This is a genomic window from Streptomyces sp. NPDC006516 (assembly GCF_040611875.1).
GTDB lineage: Bacteria > Actinomycetota > Actinomycetes > Streptomycetales > Streptomycetaceae > Streptomyces.
Genome location: NZ_JBEXPD010000004.1, coordinates 286,129 through 307,641, shown reverse-complemented (window position 1 = coordinate 307,641; position 21,513 = coordinate 286,129). Strand labels below are relative to the sequence as shown.

Genomic DNA, 21,513 nt, shown 5'->3' with positions numbered 1-21,513 from the left:
CGGTGCACACGGTCCACCGCCCCGAATCGAGATCGGTGCTCTCGAAGAGGTCGGGCGCAGGAGGCGCGCGTTCGCGCCGGCTGCCGGGAACGCACGTGGGCGAAGTCAAGGGCGGGGGCCCGGCGCGTCAAGGGGGGCAGGACGAAACTCTCCACACCGTAGAAAGCGCTTGCTCAAGGCGCTAGGGTTCCTCCTCGTTGAATCCATTCAACGCATCACGCGTCACCCGCCGTGTTCGTTCCCCGATGAGGAGCCCCCATGCGCCGAGCCGGTACCGCACTGCTGGCCACCTGTGCCGCATTTGCCGCCCTGACCACCCTCGCCGCCCCGCCCGCCGGGGCCCACGGCGGAAGATCCGGTGAGGGGGACGGCCTCGGCCACTGCACCGGCACCGTGCCCGTCGTCTGCCACTTCGACGTCGCCCCCGGCACCTACCGGGTCCGGGTCCTGCTCGGCGGCGGCTCCGTGCCCGGCTCCACATCCGTCACCGCCGAGAGCCGCCGGGCCATGCTCGCCGAGACACCCAACGCCGCCGGTGAGACGGTCCGCCGCAGCTTCACCGTGGACGTCCGTGACCCGGAGGGCGAGCCCACCGGGGCCACCGGCACCCCCGGACTCGACCTCACCTTCGGCGGCGCCGCCCCTCAGCTCGCCTCGGTGCACGTCGAACGCGTCCGCACGCCGCAGATCCTGCTCGCGGGCGACTCCACCGTCTGCGACCAGGCGGCCGAACCGTACACGGGCTGGGGGCAGCGGCTCCCGCAGTACCTCACCGACCGGGTGTCGGTCGCCAACTACGCCGACTCCGGCGAGGGCTCGCAGTCCTTCCGGGACAATCCCGCGCTCTTCCCCGCGCTGCGCGCCCGTATCCGCCACGGAGACCTCGTCCTCGTCCAGCTCGCCCACAACGACAAGCAGACCGAGCGCGAGACCTACCGGGCCAACCTCACCGCGATGATCGAGGAGGTGCGTGCCGAAGGGGGCCGGCCCGTACTCGTCACCCCGATCGTCCGCCGCTGGTTCAACACCGACGGCACGCTCGACAACGGCACCGCGCTGCTCGTCAACGGCCTTGGCGTGGACCTGCCGGCCGAGATGCGCGCTCTCGCCGCCGAGCACGACACCCCGCTCGTCGACCTCACGGCCCTGACCAAGGCCCGCGTCGAGGAGCTCGGACCGGAGGGCTCCAAGGCCTTGTACCTCTACGACGAGAAGCGCGACAACACCCACACCTCGGTGCGCGGCGCCACGGAGTACGCCGCCCTCGTCCTCGCCGAACTCCGCGGCCTGGGGCTCCTGGCGCCCCGCGCGGTCCGGTGAGCCCGCTGCCCGCGCCACCGTCCTTCCCGAACCCGCTGGCCGAACAGCGCGCCGACCCGCACATCACCCGGCACGCGGACGGCCGTTACCACTTCACGGCGAGCGTCCCCTCCTACGACCGGATCGTCCTGCGCTCCTCCCGCACCCTGGCCGGACTCGCCACGGCGGAGGAAACGGTCATCTGGACCCGGCACGCGTCCGGCGACATGGCGGCGCACATCTGGGCACCGGAACTCCACCGTGCCGACGGTGCCTGGTACATCCACTTCGCCGCGGCGCCCGCCGACGACGTGTGGAGGATACGGATGTGGGTGCTGGAGAACACCCACCCCGACCCCCACCGGGGCACCTGGACCGAGAAGGGCCGGATCGTCACGGCCTGGGACACGTTCTCGCTCGACGCCCACACCTTCACCCACCGCGGGGAGCGTTACCTCGCCTGGGCCCAGCACGAGCCGGGCCTGGACTCCAACACCGGGATCTTCCTCTCACGCATGGCGGATCCCTGGACGCTGACGGGGCCCCAGGTCCGCCTCAGCGCACCCGAGTACGCCTGGGAGCGCGTCGGCTTCGCGGTCAACGAGGGGCCTGCGGTCATCCGGCGCAACGGCCGCGTCTTCATGACGTACTCCGCGAGCGCCACCGACGCGAACTACTGCATGGGCCTGCTCACCGCCGACGACGCGAGCGACCTGATGGACCCCGCGTCCTGGGCCAAGTCCCCGCGCCCCGTCTTCGCCGGCTGTGCCGAGACCGGTCAGTACGGCCCGGGCCACAACTCCTTCACCGTCACCGAGGACGGCCGCACGGACGTGCTGGTCTACCACGCGCGGCCGTACGAGCGGATCGACGGCGACCCGTTGCGTGACCCCAACCGCCACACCCGTATACAGCCGTTCGGCTGGCGCGCTGACGGCACTCCGGACTTCGGGGCCCCCGGGCGCTCCTGAGCGGGTTCCGCCCGGTTCCGGCGGGGTGCCTCCGGCCGGAACCGGCGGGTCTCTCCGTACGGAACCGGCTGGTCTCCCAAGCGGCGAGGTTCTTCCGGTGGGACCGAGGACCGGGCGGTGGTCCCGTGCACCTGCCCGGTCCATGGGCGCGGCGTCCTCGCGTGGGCCGGGAAAACAGAAAAACCCCAGGTGGACTGGGGTTTCTCTCTGGTGTCCGAGGGGGGACTTGAACCCCCACGCCCGATAAAGGGCACTAGCACCTCAAGCTAGCGCGTCTGCCATTCCGCCACCCGGACAAGGTGTCTGTCTCGCGGGCCCTGGCCCGTTCCGACGTGGAAAACCATAGCAAACATTCGAGGGTGCTCGATCACGCCCCCGGTCATGTGAAAGGCGCATGACGGGAGCCGGGCGGCCTTGGGTGCGCGGGCCGGGCGCGGGAGGATGAGGGGGAGTACGACCGCGACAGTGGAAGGAAGCAGCGTGAGCGAGACCAATCCGGCTCCGGCCGGCATCGGCACAACCGCCGAGAACGAGGTCGTGGACCTCTGTCGTGACCTGATCCGTATCGACACCAGCAACTACGGCGACCACTCGGGGCCGGGGGAGAGGGCCGCCGCGGAGTACATCGCGGAGAAGCTGGCGGAGGTCGGACTGGAACCGCAGATCATCGAGTCCCACAAGGGCCGCGCCTCCACCGTGGCCCGGATCGAGGGCGAGGACCCCTCCAAGCCCGCGCTGCTCATCCACGGGCACACCGACGTCGTCCCCGCCAACGCGGCGGACTGGACGCACGACCCCTTCTCCGGGGAGATCGCGGACGGCTGCGTGTGGGGCCGCGGCGCGGTCGACATGAAGGACATGGACGCGATGACGCTCGCGGTCGTACGCGACCGGATGCGGACCGGCCGCAAGCCCCCGCGCGACATCGTGCTGGCCTTCCTCGCGGACGAGGAGGCGGGCGGCACGTACGGGGCACGTCATCTCGTGGACAACCACCGCGACCTCTTCGACGGCGTCACCGAGGCGATCGGCGAGGTCGGCGGCTTCTCCTTCACCGTCAACGAGAACCTCCGCCTCTACCTCGTGGAGACCGCGGAGAAGGGCATGCACTGGATGCGGCTCACCGTGGACGGCACCGCGGGGCACGGGTCGATGACCAACACGGACAACGCGATCACCGAGCTGTGCGAGGCCGTCGGCCGCCTCGGCCGCCACAAGTGGCCGGTCAGGGTGACCAAGACCGTGCGGTCCTTCCTCGACGAGCTGTCCGACGCGCTCGGCACCCCGCTGGACCCGGAGGACATGGAGGCGACGCTCGCCAAGCTCGGCGGGATCGCCAAGATGATCGGCGCGACCCTGCGCAACTCGGCGGCTCCCACCATGCTCGGCGCCGGTTACAAGGTCAACGTGATCCCCGGGCAGGCCACCGCGCACGTCGACGGCCGGTTCCTGCCGGGTTTCGAGGACGAGTTCCTCGCGGACCTCGACCGGATCCTCGGCCCGAAGGTGAAGCGCGAGGACGTGCACGGCGACAAGGCCCTGGAGACCAGTTTCGACGGCTCCCTGGTCGACGCGATGCAGCTCGCGCTGAAGGCCGAGGACCCCATCGCCCGCGCGGTGCCCTACATGCTCTCCGGCGGCACCGACGCGAAGTCCTTCGACGACCTCGGCATCCGCTGCTTCGGCTTCGCCCCGCTGAAGCTGCCGCCGGAGCTCGACTTCGCCGGCATGTTCCACGGCGTGGACGAGCGGGTTCCCGTCGAGGGCCTGACCTTCGGCGCCCGGGTGCTCGACCGGTTCATCGATCACTCCTGACCTTGTCGGGCGATCGCATTCGCCCGCTTGTGCGTATCTCACCGGAAAGGGTGAAAGGGGCCGCCCGCTCGTAGCCCCCTCACCGCCTCCTCGTTACACGTGATGCGGTCCGCGGCTGGGACCGCACTTGTCAACCAGGAGGAATAATGATCAAGAAGGTCGTCGCAATCGCGGCTGCTACCGGTGGTCTCGTGCTCGCGGGTGCGGGTATGGCTTCCGCCGACGCCGGCGCCCAGGGTGCCGCCATCGGCAGCCCCGGCGTGCTCTCGGGCAACGTCGTTCAGGTGCCGGTCCACGTTCCGGTGAACGTGTGCGGTAACACCATCTCCGTGATCGGGCTGCTGAACCCCGCCTTCGGCAACACCTGCGTCAACGCGTGACGATGCGCGTCAACCCGTGAGGGTTTGAGCCCGGTCGGCCCCGGAGTGCGCGCCATGCACTCCGGGGCCGCTGGGCATTCGGCCCCCGCACGGCTGTGCCGGGGGCATTTCGGTAGGCAGAAGGCAGGAAAGCAACCTATGCGACAGGTCACACGCAAAGGCCTGATCACCATGGCAGCGGCGGGCGGTGTGCTCGCGCTCGGTGGTGGCTACGCACACGCCGACGCGGGAGCGTCCGGCGGTGCGTCGAATTCACCGGGAGTGCTCTCGGGGAACTCGATCCAGGTCCCGATCGACGTCCCCGTCAACGTGTGCGGGAACTCCGTGGACGTCGGCGGTCTGCTCAATCCCACGAGCGGCAACGAGTGCGGAAACGGATCCTCGGACTCCGCCCACACCTCCAGCCACGGCGGCGACTCCGTGTCCGGCCATGGCTCCGGCAGCCACGCGTCCGGACACCAGGACGCACGCGAAGGCGGTGAGGGGACCGGCAGGCACCGGGCCTCCAGCACCTCCGCGCAGGCGGAGACGACCGGTTCGCCCGGCATCCTCTCCGGCAACCAGGTGCAGGTGCCGGTCGAGATCCCCGTGAACGTCTGCGGCAACAGCGTCACCGTCGGCGGACTGCTGAACCCGGTCTTCGGGAACGACTGCGAGAACGACAGTGAGACGGCCCCGCCTCCGGTCGTACCGCGGACGCCGCACACCCCGCAGACCCCGGTCACCCCTCATGCTCCCGAGACCCAGCTCGTGCCGGGCGAGCAGCTCGCCCACACCGGCGGAGGCGGGCTCGGCCTGCTGATCCCGGCGAGCGCGGGCATGCTGCTCGCCGGTTCGGGCGCGGTTCTGTACCGACGTTCGCGCACCGCCGCGTAACAGCAGTCCTACTCCGGGCGACGAGCGGGTTCCGCACACGCGGAACCCGCTCAGTGCTACCAGGTGGCCCGGAGCTGGCGGATGATCCGGCGGCGGAGCCGGACCCGGCGGCTGCCGTCCAGGCGCAGCGTCAGCCGGTCCAACTCCCAGTGCCCGTACTCGGCATGGTCGGTCAGCAGTCGGGCCGCCTCCTGGCGGGACACCCCGCGCGGCACGTACACGTCGATGAATTCGTATTCCGGCATCGCATCTATTGTGCGGGCAGACCCCCGGTACGGATAGCGTCTGTCCCATGTCTGATGCTGCGCAGCCCACCGCTGCCGAGGTACGCGCCGCCGCCGATGCAGTCAAAACCGCGCTCGACCGCCACCTCGAGGCCGTCGAACGCCGTACCGGGGACGACGATCCCGCCGTCTACGACGCGTTCAACGCACTGGCCGCCGCTGCCGAGGTCTACGACGAACTCCTCTACGACCGCTACGACGAGGTCACCCCCTTCGAGATCCCCGGCGCGGAGGACTCCCTCCCGCCCTACGAGGGCCCCGGGGAGCCGCACGCGCTCAGCGTGCTGATCCGGCGCGACTACGCGGTGGCGGAGCCCGCACGGCTGATCGCCCAGGCCCAGCGGCTCGCCGATCTCGACCCGGACGCGCAGGACAGCGCGTCGGTGGCGGTCGCCGGTGCCGGGGTGCATGCCGCGCTGGGCGTGCTGTTCGGCGAGTACGAGGCCGACGAGATCGCCTCCCGGCACAAGGAGTTCGGCCTGGAGGAAGGCGACTCCACGCTGTGGGTCTCCGCCGCCCACGAGCTCCCCGAGCCGGGGGAGTGGCTCGGGGCGCCCTTCGACGAGGCCGATCCCGCGCTGGTGGTCTGCCGCTTCGACGTCAGCGCGGTCTTCGACGAGGAGGACGAGCCGGACACGGACCGGGGCGACCGGTCCTGACGGCGACGAGTCGTCCGGAGGGCTGCGAGGCTCTTTGACGGCTGCCAGGCCCTCCGGCCGCTACGAGTACGTCCGGAGGGCTTGCGAGGCTCTTTTGCGGCTACGAGGCGTCCGGCAGGGCTACGAGGCCCTCCGGTGGTTACGAGGCGTCCGGCGTCGGCAGCGCCTCCAGCAGGGGGCGCAGCCGGGTCGTACGCTCCTGGGCCGGGACCTCGGCCACCGCCCGGGGCAGGGCCTGGTCGACCCCGTGCACCACGGAGAGGTGCCGCTCCCCGCGGCTGAACGCGGTGTACACCCACGGCCGGCTGAGCCCCCGCGCGGCGTCGCCCGGCAGGACGACGACGGCGGCGGGCCACCTCATCCCCGCCGCCTGGTGCGCGCTGAGCGCCCAGCTGTGGCGCACGGAACTCTCCACCCGGTCCGCCGGTACGACGACGGGGGTGCCCGCGCAGTCCAGGTGCAGGCCCTCCGCGTCGGCCGAGACCACCGAACCGGGCACCACCCTGCCGGGGGCCGGGACGTGCACCACACGGTCACCCGGGTCGAAGCCGCCGAACCGGCCGGGCCCCGGGTTGAGCCGCTGCTTGAGTGCCGTGTTGAGGGCCCGGGTGCCCGCGGAGCCGCCATGCCCGACGGTGATGACCTGCGTGTCGTCCGAGGGCACGCCGATGGCACGGGGCACCGAGTCGGCCACCAGCTGCACGGTGCGGTGGACGGCCTCGCCCGCGTCACGGACCGGCACGATCACGACCTCCTTGCCCGGCGCGTCGACCTGGGCGAGCTCTCCGATGCCGATGCCGGACACCAGCTCGCCGATCGGCCCGGGATCGGGCGTACGCGAGACCACGTGCGGGCAGGCGCGCGCGGCGATCACGTCCGCGAACACCCGGCCCGCGCCGGCGGACCCCAGCACCCCCGGGTCACCGCTCAGCACCAGCCGTGTCCCGTCGGCGAGGGACTCCACCAGCATGGCGGCCGTCTCCACGTCGAGCTGGGGGGCGTCCAGGACGACCAGCAGGTCCAGCGCGAACGCGCCGTCCGCGTCCCGTCCCGGCCCGCTCTCTCCGGAGAGCAGTGCGGACAGGGTGACGGCGGAGCGCGGGTCACCGACGGCAGCGGCCAGCCGGCGCTGCCCGTCGGCGCTGTGCGTGGTGCCGAGGGCCCGCAGACCGAGAGCGTGCGCCGCGGCGATCAGCGCGGCGGGCTCGGCACGGGCGCTCTCACCGCCGCTGTGCACGACGAGGCCCGCGGTGGCAGCCGTCCGGATCAGCTCAACCGCGGAGGGGGACGGAGCGGCGGCCGCGGGCGCCGTCCAGTCGGCGCCCTTCTCGCAGGAGTTCACCAGCCGGCCCAGGCCGTCGGCGAGGCTCTCCTCGGCCAGCGCGTAACGATCGAGGCCCAGGAGGACCTGGACCGCCTCCTCCTCGTCCGCCGCCCCGTCCTCGGAGCCCTCGGTGTCCTCGTTCGACTCGGCCGTGCCGTCCGGCGCTCCCGTGCCTGCGGCGTCGACGCCTTCCTGGAAGACCAGCACGACGCCCTCGGCGACGGCGTTCTCCACAGCCGCCTCCGGATCGGCCACCGCGAAGCCCGCCAGTCCCGCGCGGACCTCGTCCGCTTCCAGAGCGGTGTGACCACGCAGCGCGGCCCGCTCCAGCAGCCAGGCCACGAGCGCCGCCGTACGCCTGCCGTCGTCCGGGCCGCACTCCGAGCCGAGCAGCGCGCGGGCGAAGCCGTCCGCCTGCTCCGGCCGCACGCCGGGCACGGACAGCAGCTGCCAGGGATCCTGCCGGAGGATGTCCGCGGCCTGCTCGCCCAGCGTCACGGCCGCCGGGGCCGCCAGGGTTTCGGGGGCCCCGCCCTCCTTGAGCACCTGCGCGACCGACGCTGCCGCCTCGGGAGAAGCGGACCGCGGGGCCGTAGGCCGGGGGCCGGGGGAGGGCCGGTGAGGCGCGGGCGCGGGCGCGGGGGCCCGGCGGGGGGCGGGGGCCGGTGAGGCGGAGTCGAAGAACGCGGTGCCCGGCTTCTCGCCGCTCTCCACGGCCCGCACGGCAGCCAGCAGATCGGCGGCCGGGCCGCTCAGCTTGGCACCGGCCTCGATGGGCCCCTCCTTCTCGGCCTTGCGCTGCTCGATCCGCCGGCGGAGCTCCCGCTGTGCGGCCAGCTCGGCCTCGGCCTCCGAGAGCTCGGCCGTGCCGGAGTCCTCCTTCGACTCCTGCGCACCTGCCCCCTCTGCGTCCGTCTCCTCCGCGCTTGCCGCGTCCTGCGCGTGTTCGGGGCCCGCGTCCCGCGCGTCTTCCGTGCCGGTCACCGTCGCGACCGCGCCGGTCCCGGCCGTGTCCCCCGCGGTGGTCGCGTCGGCAGCGGCGTCAGCCGTGCCGGGCGTCCCGGCGGCCGGGGTGCCGGTCTCCTCGCGGTCCTCTTCGTTCTCGGCCGCGGGGTCCGGGGCCTCTCCCCGGGGATGCGCAGTCACAGCGTGCTCCAGTCCTGGTCGGGATAGCGGTGCACGGGCGCCGACACATCGTCGAGCGCCTGGCAGATCTCGTCAGGAAGACTAAGCGTCTCCACTGACAACGCCTCCGTCAGCTGCTGCGCGTTGCGCGCGCCGACCACCGGGGCCACCACCCCCGGCCGGTCCCGCACCCAGGCGAGGGCGACCTGGAGAGGCGTCGTGGCGAGGCCGTCGGCAGCCGTGGCCACGGCGTCCACGATGCTGCTCGCCTGGGCGTCGAGATACGGCTCGACGAACGGAGCCAGGTGCTCGGAGGCGCCACGCGAGCCCGACGGCGTGCCGGTGCGGTACTTCCCCGTCAGCACGCCCCGGCCGAGCGGGGACGACGGCAGCAGGCCCACCCCGAGGTCCAGCGCCGCCGGGAGCACCTCCCGCTCGATGCCCCGCTGAAGCAGCGAGTACTCCATCTGGGTGCAGGCGAGCCGGGTGCGCAGCCCGGGCGCGGCGAGCTGCCAGGTGGCCGCCTTGGCCAGCTGCCAGCCGCTGAAGTTGGCCACCCCGGCGTAGCGGACGCGCCCGGACGAGACAGCCAGGTCCACGGCGTGCAGGGTCTCCTCCAGCGGCGTCACGGGGTCGAAGGCGTGGATCTGCCACAGATCGACGTGATCGGTCCCGAGCCGCCGGAGCGAGGCGTCGAGCGCGGCGAGCAGGTGCCCGCGCGAGCCGTCGCAGCGGCGGTAGGGGTCGGGCACGCTGCCCGCCTTCGTCGCGATGACCAGATCCTGCCGCGGCACCAGGTTGCCCAGGAGTTGCCCCAGCACGTACTCGGCCTCGCCGCCGCCGTACGCGTCCGCGGTGTCGACGAGGGTGCCGCCCGCGTCCCAGAAGGCTTTCAGCTGGTCGGCGGCGTCGTGTTCGTCGGTGTCCCGGCCCCAGGTGAGGGTGCCCAGCCCGATCCGGGACACACGAAGGCCGGTACGGCCGAGATGCCTCTGCTCCATGGGCGCTGAGATTACTGGCCAAGGCCCCACGGGGTGGAAGCCTGTGGACAACGGACCGCGCCCGGGCGAGCCTGCCGGAATCCGGCACCCCACGCTAGAGTCCGGGACACAGGAACGTTACTGATCAGTAGAGGGAGCGTGGGTATGCGGCTCGGCATCAATCTCGGTTACTGGGGAGCGGGCATGGACGGCGACAACCTCGCCGTCGCCCAGGAGGCCGACCGGCTCGGCTACGACGTCTGCTGGGCGGCCGAGGCCTACGGTTCCGACGTACCGACGGTGCTGGCCTGGGTCGCGGCGCAGACCGAGTCCATCGACGTCGGCTCCGCCATCATGCAGATCCCGGCCCGCCAGCCCGCCATGACGGCCATGACCGCGGCCACCCTCGACTCGCTGTCCGGCGGCCGTTTCCGCCTCGGCCTCGGCGTCTCCGGACCGCAGGTCTCCGAGGGCTGGTACGGCGTCAAGTTCGACAAGCCGCTGGCCCGCACCCGTGAGTACGTCGAGATCGTGCGCAAGGCGATGTCCCGCGAGCGGCTCTCCTACGAGGGCGAGCACTGGACCCTGCCGCTGCCCGACGGCCCCGGCAAGCCCATCAAGCTGACCGTCCACCCGCAGCGCGAGCACATCCCGCTCTACATCGCCGCCATCGGCCCGAAGAACCTCGAGCAGACCGGCGAGATCGCCGACGGCGCCCTGCTGATCTTCCCGTCCGCCGAGCACATCGAGGAGACCGCGGTGAAGCACCTGCGGGCCGGTCGCGAGAAGGCGGGGAAGACGATGGAGGGCTTCGACGTCTGTCCCACGCTGCCGCTGGCCGTCGGCGACGACATCAACGGGCTCGCCGACATGTTCCGCCCGTACACCGCCCTCTACGTCGGCGGCATGGGCAGCCGCAAGCAGAACTTCTACAACCAGCTCGCCCAGCGCATGGGCTACGAGAAGGAAGCGGCCGAGATCCAGGACAAGTACCTCTCCGGGGACAAGGCGGGGGCGGCGGCGGCCGTGCCTCACGAGCTCATCGACCGGACCACACTGCTCGGCTCGGTGGAGCGCATCGCGGACCGCATGCAGGCCTACGCGGCCGCCGGCGTCACGACGCTGACCCTCGCCCCGGCCGGCTTCACGCTCGACGAGCGGATCGCGGCCCTGCGCGCAGGCACCGACGCCCTGGAGCGCTCCGGCCTCGCCGCGTAACCCGGGCAGCACTACGGCCGTGGTGGGGGCTCGGGGGTCCTCCCCGCCACGGCCGTCGTACGGAACAACGCGCCGCGCGGCTCCCGGTTACGCTCCGTCCCCCTCCCGGGGCGCCGGAGCATGTCCGGGGGCCGCGCGGCGCCCGTTCGGACCTGTCCGGCTCCGCTCGTGTTGCCTACCCACGCGTACCGACTTTGACTGTTCCTCTGCGGACACCGGTGCGAAAGGTGGCAGTGATGCTCTCGGCAAAGAGTCTGTTCCAGGAGATCCTCGACGACGACGCGTCGTTCCGGCTGTTCTGCTCGATCGCCGCCGGCGGGGAGTCGCAGGGCGGCTGGGAGAACGGGCGCATCTCCGCCCTCGTCCCCGCCGGACTGCGCGAACTCGCCCCCAAGGTCGCCCGGCACGGTGCCGACGAGGACAAGCACGGCCGTATCTTCAACGCCCTGCTGAAGCAGCGCGGGCTGGAGCCCGTCGCGGTGCCCTACGAGACGGACTACACCCTCCTGCTGGAGCGCCAGGGCATCGGCCTCGCCCACGACCGGCTCAGCCGCGAGGAGCCGCTCACCGAGCGGGACGTCATCGTCTACCTCGCCCACAGCCGGGTCACGGAACAGCGCGCCTCAGAGCAGATGCGCCTCCTGCTCAAGCACTTCGCCGGCCACCCCACCCTCGGCCGCGCCGTGAAGATGATCTCGCGGGACGAGGACAACCACCTCGCCTACTGCCACGAGGAGCTCCTCCGCTTCGCCCGGGCCGGGCACGGCCGGACGATCCAGTCCGTGCTGCGCGAGTGCGCCCACGCGGAGATCCGGGTGTACCGGGACGTGAGCCTCGCCGTGATGAGCCACATGGGCCACCTGCTGCGCTGGCCCCGCGCCAAGGCGGCCGTGCTCGCGGCGGGGATCCACGCGATGTACGCCTACGAGCGGCTCGTGGGCTGGCGGCGCATGGTGAGCCTCGAACAGCCCACGCTGCGCGACGCGCTGGGCGGCCAGGCCGTACCCGAGAGCGAGTTCGCCTGAGACGGGCCGGCCGCACCCGGGCCCCGGCCTCGCGGGCGGCGTCCGCGCACCCGGGATCCGCCCGCGGGCGGCGTCCGCGCTACAACCAGCCGCGTCGCTTGAACAGGCGGTGCAGTCCGAAGACCGCGAAGGCCATCAGGGCTATCACCGCCGGATAGGTCCACACGTAGTCGAGCTCCGGCATGTGGCGGAAGTTCATGCCGTAGATCCCGGCCACCATGGTCGGCACGGCCGCCATGGCGGCCCACGCCGAGATCTTCCGCATGTCGTCGTTCTGCCGCACGCCCACCTGCGCCAGATGCGCCGACAGAATGTCCGAGAGCAGCCGGTCGAGCCCCTCCGCGTGCTCGACGGCACGGGTCAGATGGTCGTTCACGTCCCGGAAGAAGGGCTGCGAACCCGCGTCGACGAACGGGACGCCCGCTCCGGCCAGCCGGGTCATGGGGGCACCGAGCGGATTGGTCGCCCGGCGGAATTCGAGCACCTGCCGCTTGAAGGTGTAGATGGCCGCCGCGGTGTTGGAGGAGTCCCCGGCCCCGGTCGGAGCGAACACCTGGGCCTCCAGCTCCTCCAGGTCGATCTGGAGCTCGGCGGCGACCTCGATGTAGTGGTCCACCACCGCGTCGCTGACCGCGTAGAGCACCGACGTGGGCCCGTGCCTGAGGACTTCGGGCTCGGCCTCCAGCCGTTGGCGTACCGCCGCGAGAGGCGCGCCCTCACCGTGCCGCACCGTCACCACGAACGAGTCACCGATGAACAGCATCAGCTCGCCGGCGCTGACCGTGTCGTTCTCCGGCTCGTAGACCACCGGCTTGATGACCACGAACAGTGAGTCGTCGTAGATCTCCAGCTTGGGCCGCTGATGGGCGCGCAGTGCGTCCTCGACGGCCAGCGGATGCAGCGAGAACTCGCTGGTGACGAGGTCGAACTCCTTCTCCGTGGGTTCGTGCAGCCCGATCCAGAGGAACGCGTCCCCGCTCGCGCGTGCCTCGTCGAGGGCATCGGAGAAGTCGGCGGGACCCTCGGTCCTACGCCCGTCCCGGTAAATTCCGCAGTCGACGATCACCCCGCGCATTCTTCCCTGCCGCGCGCCTTTCACGCACCTCTACGCTGGCAGGTATGCCCACGCTCATCCTCGTACGTCACGGACGCTCGACCGCCAACACCTCCGGAGTGCTCGCCGGGCGGACCCCCGGCGTCTCCCTCGACGAACGCGGCGCCGGACAGGCCGCCGCGCTGCCCGGACGGCTGGCCGCCCTGGACCTCGTCGCGGCGGTCAGCAGCCCGCTCCAGCGCTGCCGCGAGACCCTCCAGCCGCTGCTCGACGCCCGCCCGGCCCTCCCACTGCACATCGAGGAGGGGATGAACGAATGCGACTACGGCGACTGGTCGGGGCGCAAACTCGCCGAGCTCTCCGACGAACCGCTGATGACCGTCGTGCAGCAGCACCCCTCCGCCGCCCGGTTTCCCGGCGGGGAGTCGATGCGGGCCATGCAGGAACGGGCCGTCGGGGCCGTGCGGGAGTGGAACGCCCGTATCGGCGCCGAGCACGGCGATGACGCCACCTACGTGATGTGCTCGCACGGCGACATCATCAAGTCGGTCGTGGCCGACGCGCTCGGCATGCACCTCGACCTCTTCCAGCGCGTCCACGTGGACCCGTGTTCCGTCACCGCGATCCGCTACACCCGGCTGCGCCCCTTCCTCCTCCGGCTGGGCGACACCGGTGACTTCGCCTCCCTGGCGCCCCGCGAACGGTCCATCGGGGCCGACGCCGACGGTGACACCGCAACCGATGCGGCCGTCGGGGGCGGCGCTGGGGCACCGTGATCTCTCCGCGCAGTAGGGTGGACGCGCCGTAGAGGCCTCGTGGGGGATCCCGCGGGGCCCGGGGCCGCCCACCCGCCATCACACTCGCAAGGGAGACAGGACGTGTCCCGTCAGGTGTTCCTCTACGACCCGCCGGACCGTTTCGTGGCCGGCACGGTCGGGCTGCCTGGACGCCGTACGTTTTTCCTGCAGGCATCCTCGAGGGGACGGGTCACCAGCGTGGCCCTGGAGAAGACCCAGGTCGCCGCGCTGGCGGAACGGATCGACGAGCTCCTCGACGAGGTCGTCCGGCGGACCGGCGGCAATTCGCCGGTGCCCGCCGTGGCCCCCATGGACGTCACCGACACCGCTCCGCTCGACGCGCCCGTCGAGGAGGAGTTCAGGGTCGGCACGATGGCGCTCGCCTGGGACGGCGAGGAGCAGCGCATGATCGTCGAGGCCCAGGCCCTCGTCGAGCTGGACGCCGACTCCGAGGACGACCTCGCGGAGGCCGAGGAAAGGCTTCTGCAGGACGAGGAGAACGGCCCGCCGATGCTCCGCGTCCGCCTCAGCGGCGCGCAGGCGCGGGCGTTCGCCAAGCGCGCCCTGGACGTCGTGAACGCCGGCAGGCCGCCCTGCCCGCTGTGCAGCCTGCCCCTGGACCCGGAAGGACACGTATGCCCGCGCCAGAACGGATACCGTCGCGGGGCCTGACGGAGGCCGGGCTGCGCACCCTGCTCGCCGAAGGGGAGCTCACCGTCCTCGGCCAGGTCCGTGGCGCGTCGAACGCGGTGCTGTACTGCACGGTCGCCCACGAGGGCGAGGAGCGCACCTGTGTCTACAAACCCGTCGCGGGCGAGCAGCCGCTGTGGGACTTCCCGGACGGCACGCTCGCCCAGCGCGAGGTCGCGGCGTACGAGATCTCCGAGGCCACCGGATGGGGCCTCGTACCGCCGACCGTGCTGCGCGAGGGCCCCTACGGCGAGGGGATGTGCCAGCTGTGGATCGAGGCGGACGAGAGTGCGAATGCCTCCGGGGCCGGCGAGGCGCACGGGCTGCCGCCGCTCCTCGCGCTCGTCGAGGGCGAGGAGCCGGGAGACGGCTGGAAGGCGGTGGGCTTCGCCGAGGTGGGGGAGGGGAGAACCGCCCTGCTGGTGCACGCCGACGATCCCCGGCTGCGCAGGCTCGCGGTCCTCGACGCGGTGATCAACAACGGTGACCGCAAGGGCGGGCACCTGCTGCCCGCGCCCGGCGGCCGGCTGTACGGCATCGACCACGGGGTCACCTTCAACGCGGACGACAAGCTGCGGACCCTGCTGTGGGGCTGGGCGGGCGAGCCGCTGACCCCTGAGGCCGCCGAGGTGCTCGACCGTCTGGCGGCGGACCTGGCGCCCGGCACGGCGCTCGCCACCCGCTTGGGGGAGCTGATCACGGCGGCGGAACTCGACGCCCTGCGGGCCCGCGTGGAGGACCTGCGCACGTCCGGCCGCCACCCGCAGCCCAGCGGCGAGTGGCCGGCCATCCCCTGGCCGCCGGTGTGACCCTGCCCCTCGGGCAGCCGGTCCACGGGAGGCCCTGGGGCAGGCCACTGGAGGCCGTGGGGCAGAGGTCGCCGTCGGACAAGACCGCCTCTTCAGCCACGATCTGCCATCCGGTTCGTATCCGGAAGCATCATCCGGTTACGCTCATGACATGCATGCCTGGCCCGCTTCTGAGGTCCCCGCCCTGCCTGGCAAGGGCCGCGACCTTCGGATCCACGACACCGCGACCGGCGGACGGATCACCCTTGACCCCGGTCCCGTCGCCCGCATCTACGTCTGCGGCATCACGCCGTACGACGCGACCCACATGGGTCATGCGGCGACCTACAACGCGTTCGACCTCGTTCAGCGCGTGTGGCTCGACACCAAGCGGCAGGTTCACTACGTCCAGAACGTGACGGACGTGGACGACCCGCTACTGGAGCGGGCCGTGCGCGACGGCGAGGACTGGACCGAGCTCGCGGAGCGCGAGACGGCCCTCTTCCGGGAGGACATGACCGCGCTGCGCATGCTTCCCCCGAAGCACTACATCGGTGCGGTGGAGGCCATACCCGGCATCGTCCCGCTCGTCGAACGGCTCCGCGACGCGGGCGCCGCCTACGAACTCGAAGGCGATGTGTACTTCTCCGTCGAGTGCGACCCGCACTTCGGCGAGGTCTCAGGTCTGGACGCCGACGCGATGCGTCTGCTCTCCGCCGAGCGCGGCGGAGACCCGGAGCGCCCCGGCAAGAAGAACCCGCTCGACCCGATGCTCTGGATGGCGGCCCGTGAGGGCGAGCCGAGCTGGGACGGCGGCAGCCTGGGACGGGGCAGGCCCGGCTGGCACATCGAGTGTGTCGCCATCGCGCTGGACCACCTCGGCATGAGCTTCGACGTCCAGGGCGGCGGCTCCGACCTCGCCTTCCCGCACCACGAGATGGGCGCCTCGCACGCCCAGGCGCTCACCGGCGAGTACCCCTTCGCCCGCGCCTACGTGCACGCGGGCATGGTCGCCCTCGACGGCGAGAAGATGTCCAAGTCCAAGGGCAACCTCGTCTTCGTGTCGGCGCTGCGCAGGGCCGACGTGGACCCCGCGGCGATCAGGCTGGCGCTGCTCGCGCACCACTACCGAGCGGACTGGGAGTGGACCGACCAGGTGCTCGCCGACGCCGTCGAGCGTCTCGCACGGTGGCGCGCCGCGGTCTCCCGGCCCGACGGAGTCTCCGCGGACGCGCTGGTCGAGGAGGTGCGGGAGGCGCTGGCGGACGACCTGGACGCCCCGGCCGCACTGGCCGCGGTGGACCGCTGGGCCGCACGCCAGAGCGCGGGCGGCGGGACGGACGAGGGCGCTCCCGGTCTCGTCTCGCGCACGGTCGACGCCCTGCTGGGTGTAGCCCTGTAATCCACGCACACGCACAGGACGGCCCCGGACCTCGCGAGCGATCGCAGGAAGTCCGGGGCCGTCCCGTGTGCTCCGGCGGTCTGCGGCCGTCGTCCGCTCCGCCCGGGTCCGGAAGGGGGCGTCATCCGCTCCGCTCCGCCCAGGCCGGTACGGGGTCGTCGTCGGCCGGGACCGGACGGGCGGACACGGCCGACGTGACGGGTCAGCCGTCCGAGGGGTCCTCGTCCGGCCCGGTGGGCGGCGGGTCGTCCGGCGTGCCGCCGTCGCCTTCCTTCCGCCGCCCCTTCTCGGGGCGCTGCGGCTTGGGCGGCCTGGTACGGCCGCCGGAGGTGTCCCGCAGATAGGGCACGTCCCCGCTCTCCGTGGCATGACCGCCGGGCGCCTGGCCGGGGCCGCCGTCCCTGCGCCGCAGGTACCGCTCGAACTCACGGGCGATGGCCTCGCCGGACGCCTCGGGGAGCTCGGCGGTGTCCCGCGCCTCCTCGAGCGTCTGCACGTACTCCGCGACCTCGCTGTCCTCGGCGGCCAGCTGGTCCACCCCGAGCTGCCAGGCACGGGCGTCCTCGGGCAGCTCGCCCAGCGGGATCCGCAAGCCGAGCAGGTCCTCGAGGCGATTGAGGAGGGCCAGCGTGGCCTTCGGGTTCGGTGGCTGCGACACGTAGTGGGGCACGGCGGCCCACAGGCTCACCGCGGGCACGCCCGCGTGCGTGCAGGCCTCCTGGAGGATGCCCACGATGCCGGTCGGGCCCTCGTACCTCGTCTCCTCCAGATCCATGGTCCTTGCCAGATCGGGGTCGGAGGTGACCCCGCTGACGGGTACCGGCCTGGTGTGCGGGGTGTCACCGAGCAGCGCGCCCAGGATGACGACCATCTCGACGCCCAGCTCGTGGGCGAAGCCCAGGATCTCGTTGCAGAACGAACGCCAGCGCATGGAGGGTTCGATGCCCCTGATCAGGACCAGGTCACGGGGTTTCTCGCCGCCGACCCGGACCACGGACAGCCGCGTGGTGGGCCAGGTGATCTTGCGCGTCCCGCCGTCCATCCACACAGTGGGCCGGTTGACCTGGAAGTCGTAGTAGTCCTCGGCGTCGAGCGCCGCGAAGACCTCGCCCTTCCATTCCCGGTCCAGATGCCCGACCGCTGTGGAGGCGGCGTCGCCGGCGTCGTTCCAGCCCTCGAACGCGGCCACCATGACCGGGTCGATCAGCTCGGGTACCCCCTCGAGCTCGATCACCCAGGCCTCCTTCCGAAGTTCCCTTGTGTACGGACCAACCTTACGGCTTCCGCCCTGGTGCGCCGCAGCCCATTTGCCCCGAGAGCTGAACCGTGCAACCGGTGGAATCATCCGAGCTGTGACGACCCGAAGTGATCAAATTTCGCCTGAACCCTGGACTCCTGCCCCTGTGGCGAGTTATACATCGGATGACCGTAGAGAGATCCGATGTTAATTCTTTGGGGGCATACGCATGAGTCCGACCGTCACGGGCTTCGAGGTCGACGACATCCGGTTTCCCACCTCGGAACAGCTGGACGGCTCGGACGCGATGAACCCCGACCCCGACTACTCCGCCGCCTATGTCGTGCTGCGCACGGACGGCGCAGGCGGCACGGAGGGCGCAGGCGAGGAAGGGCATGGGTTCTGCTTCACCATCGGCCGTGGCAACGATGTCATGGCAGCGGCGGTGGAGGCGCTCCGGCACTACGTGGTGGGACGGCCCGCGCCGCGTACCGCCGCCGATCTCGCGGCGCTGTACCGCGCGCTCACGCACGACTCCCAGCTGCGCTGGCTCGGCCCCGAGAAGGGCGTGATGCACATGGCGGCCGGAGCCGTCGTCAACGCGGCCTGGGACCTCGCGGCGAAGCTCGCGGGGAAGCCCGTCTGGCAGTTCCTCGCCGACATGACGCCCGAGGAGCTCGTCTCCCTCGTCGACTTCCGCTACCTCACGGACGCGCTCACCCCGCAGGAGGCCCTGGCCATCCTCCGCGAGGCGGAACCCGGCAGGGCCGGGCGCTCCGAGCGGCTGCTGGCCGAGGGGTATCCCGCGTACACCACCTCGCCCGGCTGGCTCGGATACGACGACGACAAGCTCGTACGCCTGGCCGAGGAGGCCGTCGCCGACGGCTTCACCCAGATCAAGCTGAAGGTCGGCGCCGATCTCGACGACGACATCCGCCGGCTCTCGCTCGCCCGGAAGGCCGTCGGCCCCGACATCCGGATCGCCGTCGACGCCAACCAGCGCTGGGACGTGGCCGACGCGGTGTCCTGGATGACCGCGCTCGCCCCGTACGACCCGTACTGGATCGAGGAACCGACGAGCCCCGACGACGTCCTCGGCCACGCCGCCGTGCGCGCGGGGCAGCCGGTCAAGGTCGCCACCGGTGAACACGTCGCCAACCGCGTCGTGTTCAAGCAGCTGCTCCAGGCCGGCGCGGTCGACTTCGTCCAGATCGACGCCGCACGGGTGGCCGGCGTCAACGAGAACCTCGCGGTGCTGCTGCTCGCCGCCAAGTTCGGGGTCCCCGTCTGCCCCCACGCGGGAGGCGTCGGCCTGTGCGAACTGGTCCAGCACCTCTCGATGTTCGACTACGTCGCCGTGTCCGGCAGCCAGGAGGACCGGGTCATCGAGTACGTCGACCACCTCCACGAGCACTTCGCCGACCCGGTCGTCATCGAGGACGGCCGCTACGTCACCCCGCGCGCACCCGGATTCTCGGCGCGGATGCTCCCCGCGTCGATCGCCGCGCACCGCTACCCGCAGGGCCCCGTCTGGCAGGCCCGGCGCACCCCCGAGGAGAGGGACCGATGACTGGTACACGGGATTTCGACGGACTGTCCGCCCTGGTGACGGGCGGGGCATCGGGTATCGGCGCCGCCGTGGCGAGCCTGCTGCTCACCCGCGGAGCGCGCGTCGCCGTACTCGACCGCGATCCGAAGGGCGCGCCGGAGGGAACGCTCGCCCTGGAGGCGGACGTCACGGACGACGCGGCCGTACGCGACGCGGTCGACCGGGCCGCCGCGGAACTGGGAGGGCTGCACACCCTGGTCTCCAACGCCGGGATCGGCTCGATCGGCACCGTGGAGGACAACGCCGACGACGAGTGGACCCGTGTGCTGGACATCAACGTGCTCGGCATGGTCCGAGCCGCCCGTCACGCCCTGCCCCATCTGCGCCGAGCCGCCCCCGCACGGCCGGGGGCGGTGTCGATCACCCAGACCTGCTCGATCGCCGCCACCGCCGGTCTGCCGCAGCGCGCCCTCTACAGCGCGAGCAAGGGAGCCGTCCTCTCCCTGACGCTCGCGATGGCCGCCGACCACGTGCGCGAGGGGATCAGGGTCAACTGTGTGAACCCCGGGACCGCGGACACCCCGTGGATCGGCCGGCTGCTCGGGCAGGCGGACGACCCCGTCGCCGAGCGTGCCGCGCTCGACGCCCGCCAGCCGCTGGGACGTCTCGTGTCCGCCGAGGAGGTGGCCGCCGCCGTCGTCTACCTGGCGAGTCCATCGGCCGCGTCCGTCACCGGCACCGCACTGGCCGTCGACGGGGGGATGCAGGGTCTGAGACTGCGGCCGGCCGGGCCCTCACAGCGTTGAGCGCAGCCACTGCTCCACGCTGGCCACGTGAACCGTCGCCCAGGACCGGGCCGCCTCCGCGTCCCGGTCCCGCAGCGCGGCGACGATCGCCCGGTGCTCGTGCAGGGTGCGGCTGACGGCGTCCTCCTGGGTCAGTCCGCGCCACACCCTGGCCCGGGTGGTCGGGCCGGACAGACCGTCCAGCAGCGAACACAGCACCGAGTTGCCGGAGGACTGGACGATGCCGCGGTGGAACTCCAGATCACAGGCGACCAGTTCCTCGACCGAGGGGGAGTCGCCCAAGGCGTCCAACTGGGCGCTCAGCGCGTCCAGCTGTGCCTCCTCGATGCGGAGCGCGGCCATCGCCGTCGCCGCGGGCTCCAGGATGCGCCGGACGGCGAGGAACTCCAGCACGGTGTCGTCGCGGTGGAAGTCCACCACGAAACTGAGGGCCTCAAGGAGGAGTTGCGGATCGAGGCTGGTGACGTACGTGCCGTCGCCCTGCCGGACGTCCAGGATCCGGATCAGCGACAGGGCGCGCACCGCCTCGCGCAGCGAGTTGCGGGACAGGCCCAGCTCGGCCGCGAGTTCGCTCTCCTTGGGAAGCCGGTCCCCGGGGCGCAGAGCGCCCGAGACGATCATTCCCTTGATCTTCTCGATCGCTTCGTCGGTGACGGCCATGGAGGGCCTCCTCGTACACAAGACATCCGATGTATCTGCCTCATTATGCGGCCCATGACCGATGCTGCGCCCACCCCGTCCGTTCAGCGGTGCTTCACGCCTGGCCCACGGGCCGCGCGAGCGGGACGCACTCGACTGCCGGCACCGGACATGGCTAGTCTGACCGGCATGAACGACGGACGGAATCTCACACAGCGACGTCATATCGACCTCGCACGTGTGGCCAGTGCGTTCTGTTGTCGCGGAGTCTGAGGGGTCCCTCCTTCGCGCGCCGGCCGACGACGTCGCGATCCTGACGGATCCGCCCGCGTCGGGGACCACTCTGCGCCGGTGAACCGTACTCCGGCCCGGTGAACCGGCCGGTGGCCTGTGCCCCGGTGTCCTTCACCTCCGTACCCCGCCACCCCTCCGTGCCGCTCCACACCCCCACTCCGTGCCGGTCCACGCCACCGCTTCGTGCGCTCCCTGCGGTGGCGCCCTCCGGCGTATACGACAGCCGGGCGCGGCGCCCCGCGCACCCCCGCGCACGCTTCCCGCCCCCGACGGCGCCCGCCCCGCCACTGCCCGCTGTGAC

21 protein-coding genes and 1 tRNA gene are annotated in these 21,513 nt (G+C 71.9%); 15 read left to right on the top strand and 7 right to left on the bottom strand.

What is annotated here, in order from left to right; all coding sequences use genetic code 11:
• The first annotated feature begins 258 nt into the window (after positions 1-258).
• Complete coding sequence (locus tag ABZY45_RS15735; RefSeq protein WP_356740168.1) at positions 259-1,320, top strand: rhamnogalacturonan acetylesterase; 1,062 nt, start codon at positions 259-261, stop codon at positions 1,318-1,320.
• Positions 1,317-2,270, top strand: coding sequence for a glycoside hydrolase family 43 protein (locus tag ABZY45_RS15730; protein ID WP_356740166.1), 954 nt, complete (start codon positions 1,317-1,319; stop codon positions 2,268-2,270). Before ABZY45_RS15735 ends, ABZY45_RS15730 begins: the two co-directional genes overlap by 4 nt.
• A gap of 208 nt (positions 2,271-2,478) precedes the next feature.
• Here the strand turns inward: ABZY45_RS15730 and ABZY45_RS15725 are convergent.
• Positions 2,479-2,566: transfer RNA gene (locus ABZY45_RS15725), tRNA-Leu, on the bottom strand.
• Positions 2,567-2,750: 184 nt separating this feature from the next.
• Here ABZY45_RS15725 and ABZY45_RS15720 point away from each other — a divergent pair.
• The 3 genes from ABZY45_RS15720 to ABZY45_RS15710 all read left to right on the top strand — a co-directional run bounded on the left by ABZY45_RS15720 (position 2,751) and on the right by ABZY45_RS15710 (position 5,341).
• Positions 2,751-4,085, top strand: coding sequence for a M20/M25/M40 family metallo-hydrolase (locus ABZY45_RS15720; RefSeq protein ID WP_356740164.1), 1,335 nt, complete (start codon positions 2,751-2,753; stop codon positions 4,083-4,085).
• Positions 4,086-4,231: 146 nt separating this feature from the next.
• Positions 4,232-4,465 (top strand): chaplin ChpH, encoded by a 234-nt coding sequence (gene chpH, locus ABZY45_RS15715; RefSeq protein ID WP_014157166.1) that lies wholly within the window; start codon positions 4,232-4,234, stop codon positions 4,463-4,465.
• 138 nt (positions 4,466-4,603) lie between these two features.
• The gene (locus tag ABZY45_RS15710; protein ID WP_356740162.1) at positions 4,604-5,341 is read left to right on the top strand and encodes a chaplin family protein; all 738 of its coding nucleotides are present in this window, start codon (positions 4,604-4,606) and stop codon (positions 5,339-5,341) included.
• Positions 5,342-5,397: 56 nt separating this feature from the next.
• Here ABZY45_RS15710 and ABZY45_RS15705 read toward each other — a convergent pair whose 3' ends face one another.
• Positions 5,398-5,586 (bottom strand): DUF5703 family protein, encoded by a 189-nt coding sequence (locus tag ABZY45_RS15705; protein ID WP_145806600.1) that lies wholly within the window; start codon positions 5,584-5,586, stop codon positions 5,398-5,400.
• 47 nt (positions 5,587-5,633) lie between these two features.
• On the opposite strand from ABZY45_RS15705, the gene ABZY45_RS15700 reads away from it, so the two are divergent.
• Complete coding sequence (locus tag ABZY45_RS15700) at positions 5,634-6,284, top strand: hypothetical protein (RefSeq protein WP_356740160.1); 651 nt, start codon at positions 5,634-5,636, stop codon at positions 6,282-6,284.
• Positions 6,285-6,423: 139 nt separating this feature from the next.
• Here ABZY45_RS15700 and ABZY45_RS15695 read toward each other — a convergent pair whose 3' ends face one another.
• Together ABZY45_RS15695 and ABZY45_RS15690 are read right to left on the bottom strand one after the other, a co-directional pair.
• Positions 6,424-8,754 (bottom strand): ATP-dependent RecD-like DNA helicase, encoded by a 2,331-nt coding sequence (locus ABZY45_RS15695; RefSeq protein WP_356740158.1) that lies wholly within the window; start codon positions 8,752-8,754, stop codon positions 6,424-6,426.
• Complete coding sequence (locus tag ABZY45_RS15690; RefSeq protein ID WP_356740156.1) at positions 8,751-9,734, bottom strand: aldo/keto reductase; 984 nt, start codon at positions 9,732-9,734, stop codon at positions 8,751-8,753. The genes ABZY45_RS15695 and ABZY45_RS15690 overlap by 4 nt, the downstream gene beginning before the upstream one ends.
• Positions 9,735-9,878: 144 nt before the next feature.
• Here ABZY45_RS15690 and ABZY45_RS15685 point away from each other — a divergent pair, with 144 nt between their 5' ends.
• Positions 9,879-10,931 carry an LLM class F420-dependent oxidoreductase gene (locus tag ABZY45_RS15685; RefSeq protein ID WP_356740154.1) on the top strand — a complete coding sequence of 351 codons (1,053 nt, stop codon included), beginning with the start codon at positions 9,879-9,881 and terminating at the stop codon, positions 10,929-10,931.
• Positions 10,932-11,167: 236 nt separating this feature from the next.
• Entirely contained in the window at positions 11,168-11,956 is a 789-nt protein-coding gene (locus tag ABZY45_RS15680; RefSeq protein ID WP_356740152.1) for a ferritin-like domain-containing protein, read from the top strand.
• Between the two features lie 79 nt (positions 11,957-12,035).
• On the opposite strand, the gene ABZY45_RS15675 is transcribed toward ABZY45_RS15680, so the two are convergent.
• Positions 12,036-13,031 (bottom strand): magnesium and cobalt transport protein CorA, encoded by a 996-nt coding sequence (locus ABZY45_RS15675; RefSeq protein ID WP_356740150.1) that lies wholly within the window; start codon positions 13,029-13,031, stop codon positions 12,036-12,038.
• A gap of 44 nt (positions 13,032-13,075) precedes the next feature.
• Here ABZY45_RS15675 and ABZY45_RS15670 point away from each other — a divergent pair, with 44 nt between their 5' ends.
• The 4 genes from ABZY45_RS15670 (at position 13,076) to mshC (ending at position 16,687) form a co-directional block, all read left to right on the top strand.
• On the top strand, positions 13,076-13,786 hold the full coding sequence (locus ABZY45_RS15670; RefSeq protein WP_356740148.1) for a histidine phosphatase family protein: 711 nt from the start codon (positions 13,076-13,078) through the stop codon (positions 13,784-13,786).
• Positions 13,787-13,888: 102 nt separating this feature from the next.
• On the top strand, positions 13,889-14,479 hold the full coding sequence (locus ABZY45_RS15665) for a DUF3090 domain-containing protein (RefSeq protein ID WP_033304581.1): 591 nt from the start codon (positions 13,889-13,891) through the stop codon (positions 14,477-14,479).
• Entirely contained in the window at positions 14,443-15,306 is an 864-nt protein-coding gene (locus tag ABZY45_RS15660) for an SCO1664 family protein (RefSeq protein WP_356740146.1), read from the top strand. Before ABZY45_RS15665 ends, ABZY45_RS15660 begins: the two co-directional genes overlap by 37 nt.
• Before the next feature lie 151 nt (positions 15,307-15,457).
• Positions 15,458-16,687, top strand: a complete 1,230-nt coding sequence (gene mshC / locus ABZY45_RS15655) for a cysteine--1-D-myo-inosityl 2-amino-2-deoxy-alpha-D-glucopyranoside ligase (RefSeq protein ID WP_356740144.1) — start codon at positions 15,458-15,460, stop codon at positions 16,685-16,687.
• Between the two features lie 202 nt (positions 16,688-16,889).
• Here the strand turns inward: mshC and ABZY45_RS15650 are convergent, their stop codons facing one another.
• Positions 16,890-17,921 (bottom strand): PAC2 family protein, encoded by a 1,032-nt coding sequence (locus ABZY45_RS15650; protein ID WP_356740142.1) that lies wholly within the window; start codon positions 17,919-17,921, stop codon positions 16,890-16,892.
• Between the two features lie 232 nt (positions 17,922-18,153).
• Between ABZY45_RS15650 and ABZY45_RS15645 the strand changes: the two genes are divergently transcribed.
• Entirely contained in the window at positions 18,154-19,494 is a 1,341-nt protein-coding gene (locus ABZY45_RS15645) for an enolase C-terminal domain-like protein (protein ID WP_356740140.1), read from the top strand.
• A complete protein-coding gene (locus ABZY45_RS15640) occupies positions 19,491-20,279 on the top strand; it encodes an SDR family oxidoreductase (RefSeq protein WP_356740138.1) in 789 nt (262 codons plus the stop codon). The genes ABZY45_RS15645 and ABZY45_RS15640 overlap by 4 nt, the downstream gene beginning before the upstream one ends.
• Here ABZY45_RS15640 and ABZY45_RS15635 read toward each other — a convergent pair.
• Positions 20,268-20,939 carry a FadR/GntR family transcriptional regulator gene (locus ABZY45_RS15635; RefSeq protein ID WP_356740136.1) on the bottom strand — a complete coding sequence of 224 codons (672 nt, stop codon included), beginning with the start codon at positions 20,937-20,939 and terminating at the stop codon, positions 20,268-20,270. The genes ABZY45_RS15640 and ABZY45_RS15635 overlap by 12 nt on opposite strands.
• Positions 20,940-20,984: 45 nt before the next feature.
• On the opposite strand from ABZY45_RS15635, the gene ABZY45_RS15630 reads away from it, so the two are divergent.
• A complete protein-coding gene (locus ABZY45_RS15630) occupies positions 20,985-21,191 on the top strand; it encodes a putative leader peptide (protein WP_356740134.1) in 207 nt (68 codons plus the stop codon).
• Positions 21,192-21,513: the final 322 nt, after the last annotated feature.

What these genes read in the sequence shown, in the direction of transcription:
- ABZY45_RS15735 (WP_356740168.1), top strand. Translation starts at nt 259, where the DNA reads ATGCGCCGAGCCGGTACCGCACTGCTGGCCACCTGTGCCGCATTTGCC.
- chpH (WP_014157166.1), top strand. Translation starts at nt 4,232, where the DNA reads ATGATCAAGAAGGTCGTCGCAATCGCGGCTGCTACCGGTGGTCTCGTG.
- ABZY45_RS15710 (WP_356740162.1), top strand. Translation starts at nt 4,604, where the DNA reads ATGCGACAGGTCACACGCAAAGGCCTGATCACCATGGCAGCGGCGGGC.
- ABZY45_RS15705 (WP_145806600.1), bottom strand. Translation starts at nt 5,586, where the DNA reads ATGCCGGAATACGAATTCATCGACGTGTACGTGCCGCGCGGGGTGTCC.
- ABZY45_RS15700 (WP_356740160.1), top strand. Translation starts at nt 5,634, where the DNA reads ATGTCTGATGCTGCGCAGCCCACCGCTGCCGAGGTACGCGCCGCCGCC.
- ABZY45_RS15690 (WP_356740156.1), bottom strand. Translation starts at nt 9,734, where the DNA reads ATGGAGCAGAGGCATCTCGGCCGTACCGGCCTTCGTGTGTCCCGGATC.
- ABZY45_RS15685 (WP_356740154.1), top strand. Translation starts at nt 9,879, where the DNA reads ATGCGGCTCGGCATCAATCTCGGTTACTGGGGAGCGGGCATGGACGGC.
- ABZY45_RS15680 (WP_356740152.1), top strand. Translation starts at nt 11,168, where the DNA reads ATGCTCTCGGCAAAGAGTCTGTTCCAGGAGATCCTCGACGACGACGCG.
- ABZY45_RS15675 (WP_356740150.1), bottom strand. Translation starts at nt 13,031, where the DNA reads ATGCGCGGGGTGATCGTCGACTGCGGAATTTACCGGGACGGGCGTAGG.
- ABZY45_RS15670 (WP_356740148.1), top strand. Translation starts at nt 13,076, where the DNA reads ATGCCCACGCTCATCCTCGTACGTCACGGACGCTCGACCGCCAACACC.
- ABZY45_RS15660 (WP_356740146.1), top strand. Translation starts at nt 14,443, where the DNA reads ATGCCCGCGCCAGAACGGATACCGTCGCGGGGCCTGACGGAGGCCGGG.
- mshC (WP_356740144.1), top strand. Translation starts at nt 15,458, where the DNA reads ATGCATGCCTGGCCCGCTTCTGAGGTCCCCGCCCTGCCTGGCAAGGGC.
- ABZY45_RS15645 (WP_356740140.1), top strand. Translation starts at nt 18,154, where the DNA reads ATGAGTCCGACCGTCACGGGCTTCGAGGTCGACGACATCCGGTTTCCC.
- ABZY45_RS15640 (WP_356740138.1), top strand. Translation starts at nt 19,491, where the DNA reads ATGACTGGTACACGGGATTTCGACGGACTGTCCGCCCTGGTGACGGGC.
- ABZY45_RS15635 (WP_356740136.1), bottom strand. Translation starts at nt 20,939, where the DNA reads ATGGCCGTCACCGACGAAGCGATCGAGAAGATCAAGGGAATGATCGTC.
- ABZY45_RS15630 (WP_356740134.1), top strand. Translation starts at nt 20,985, where the DNA reads ATGCGGCCCATGACCGATGCTGCGCCCACCCCGTCCGTTCAGCGGTGC.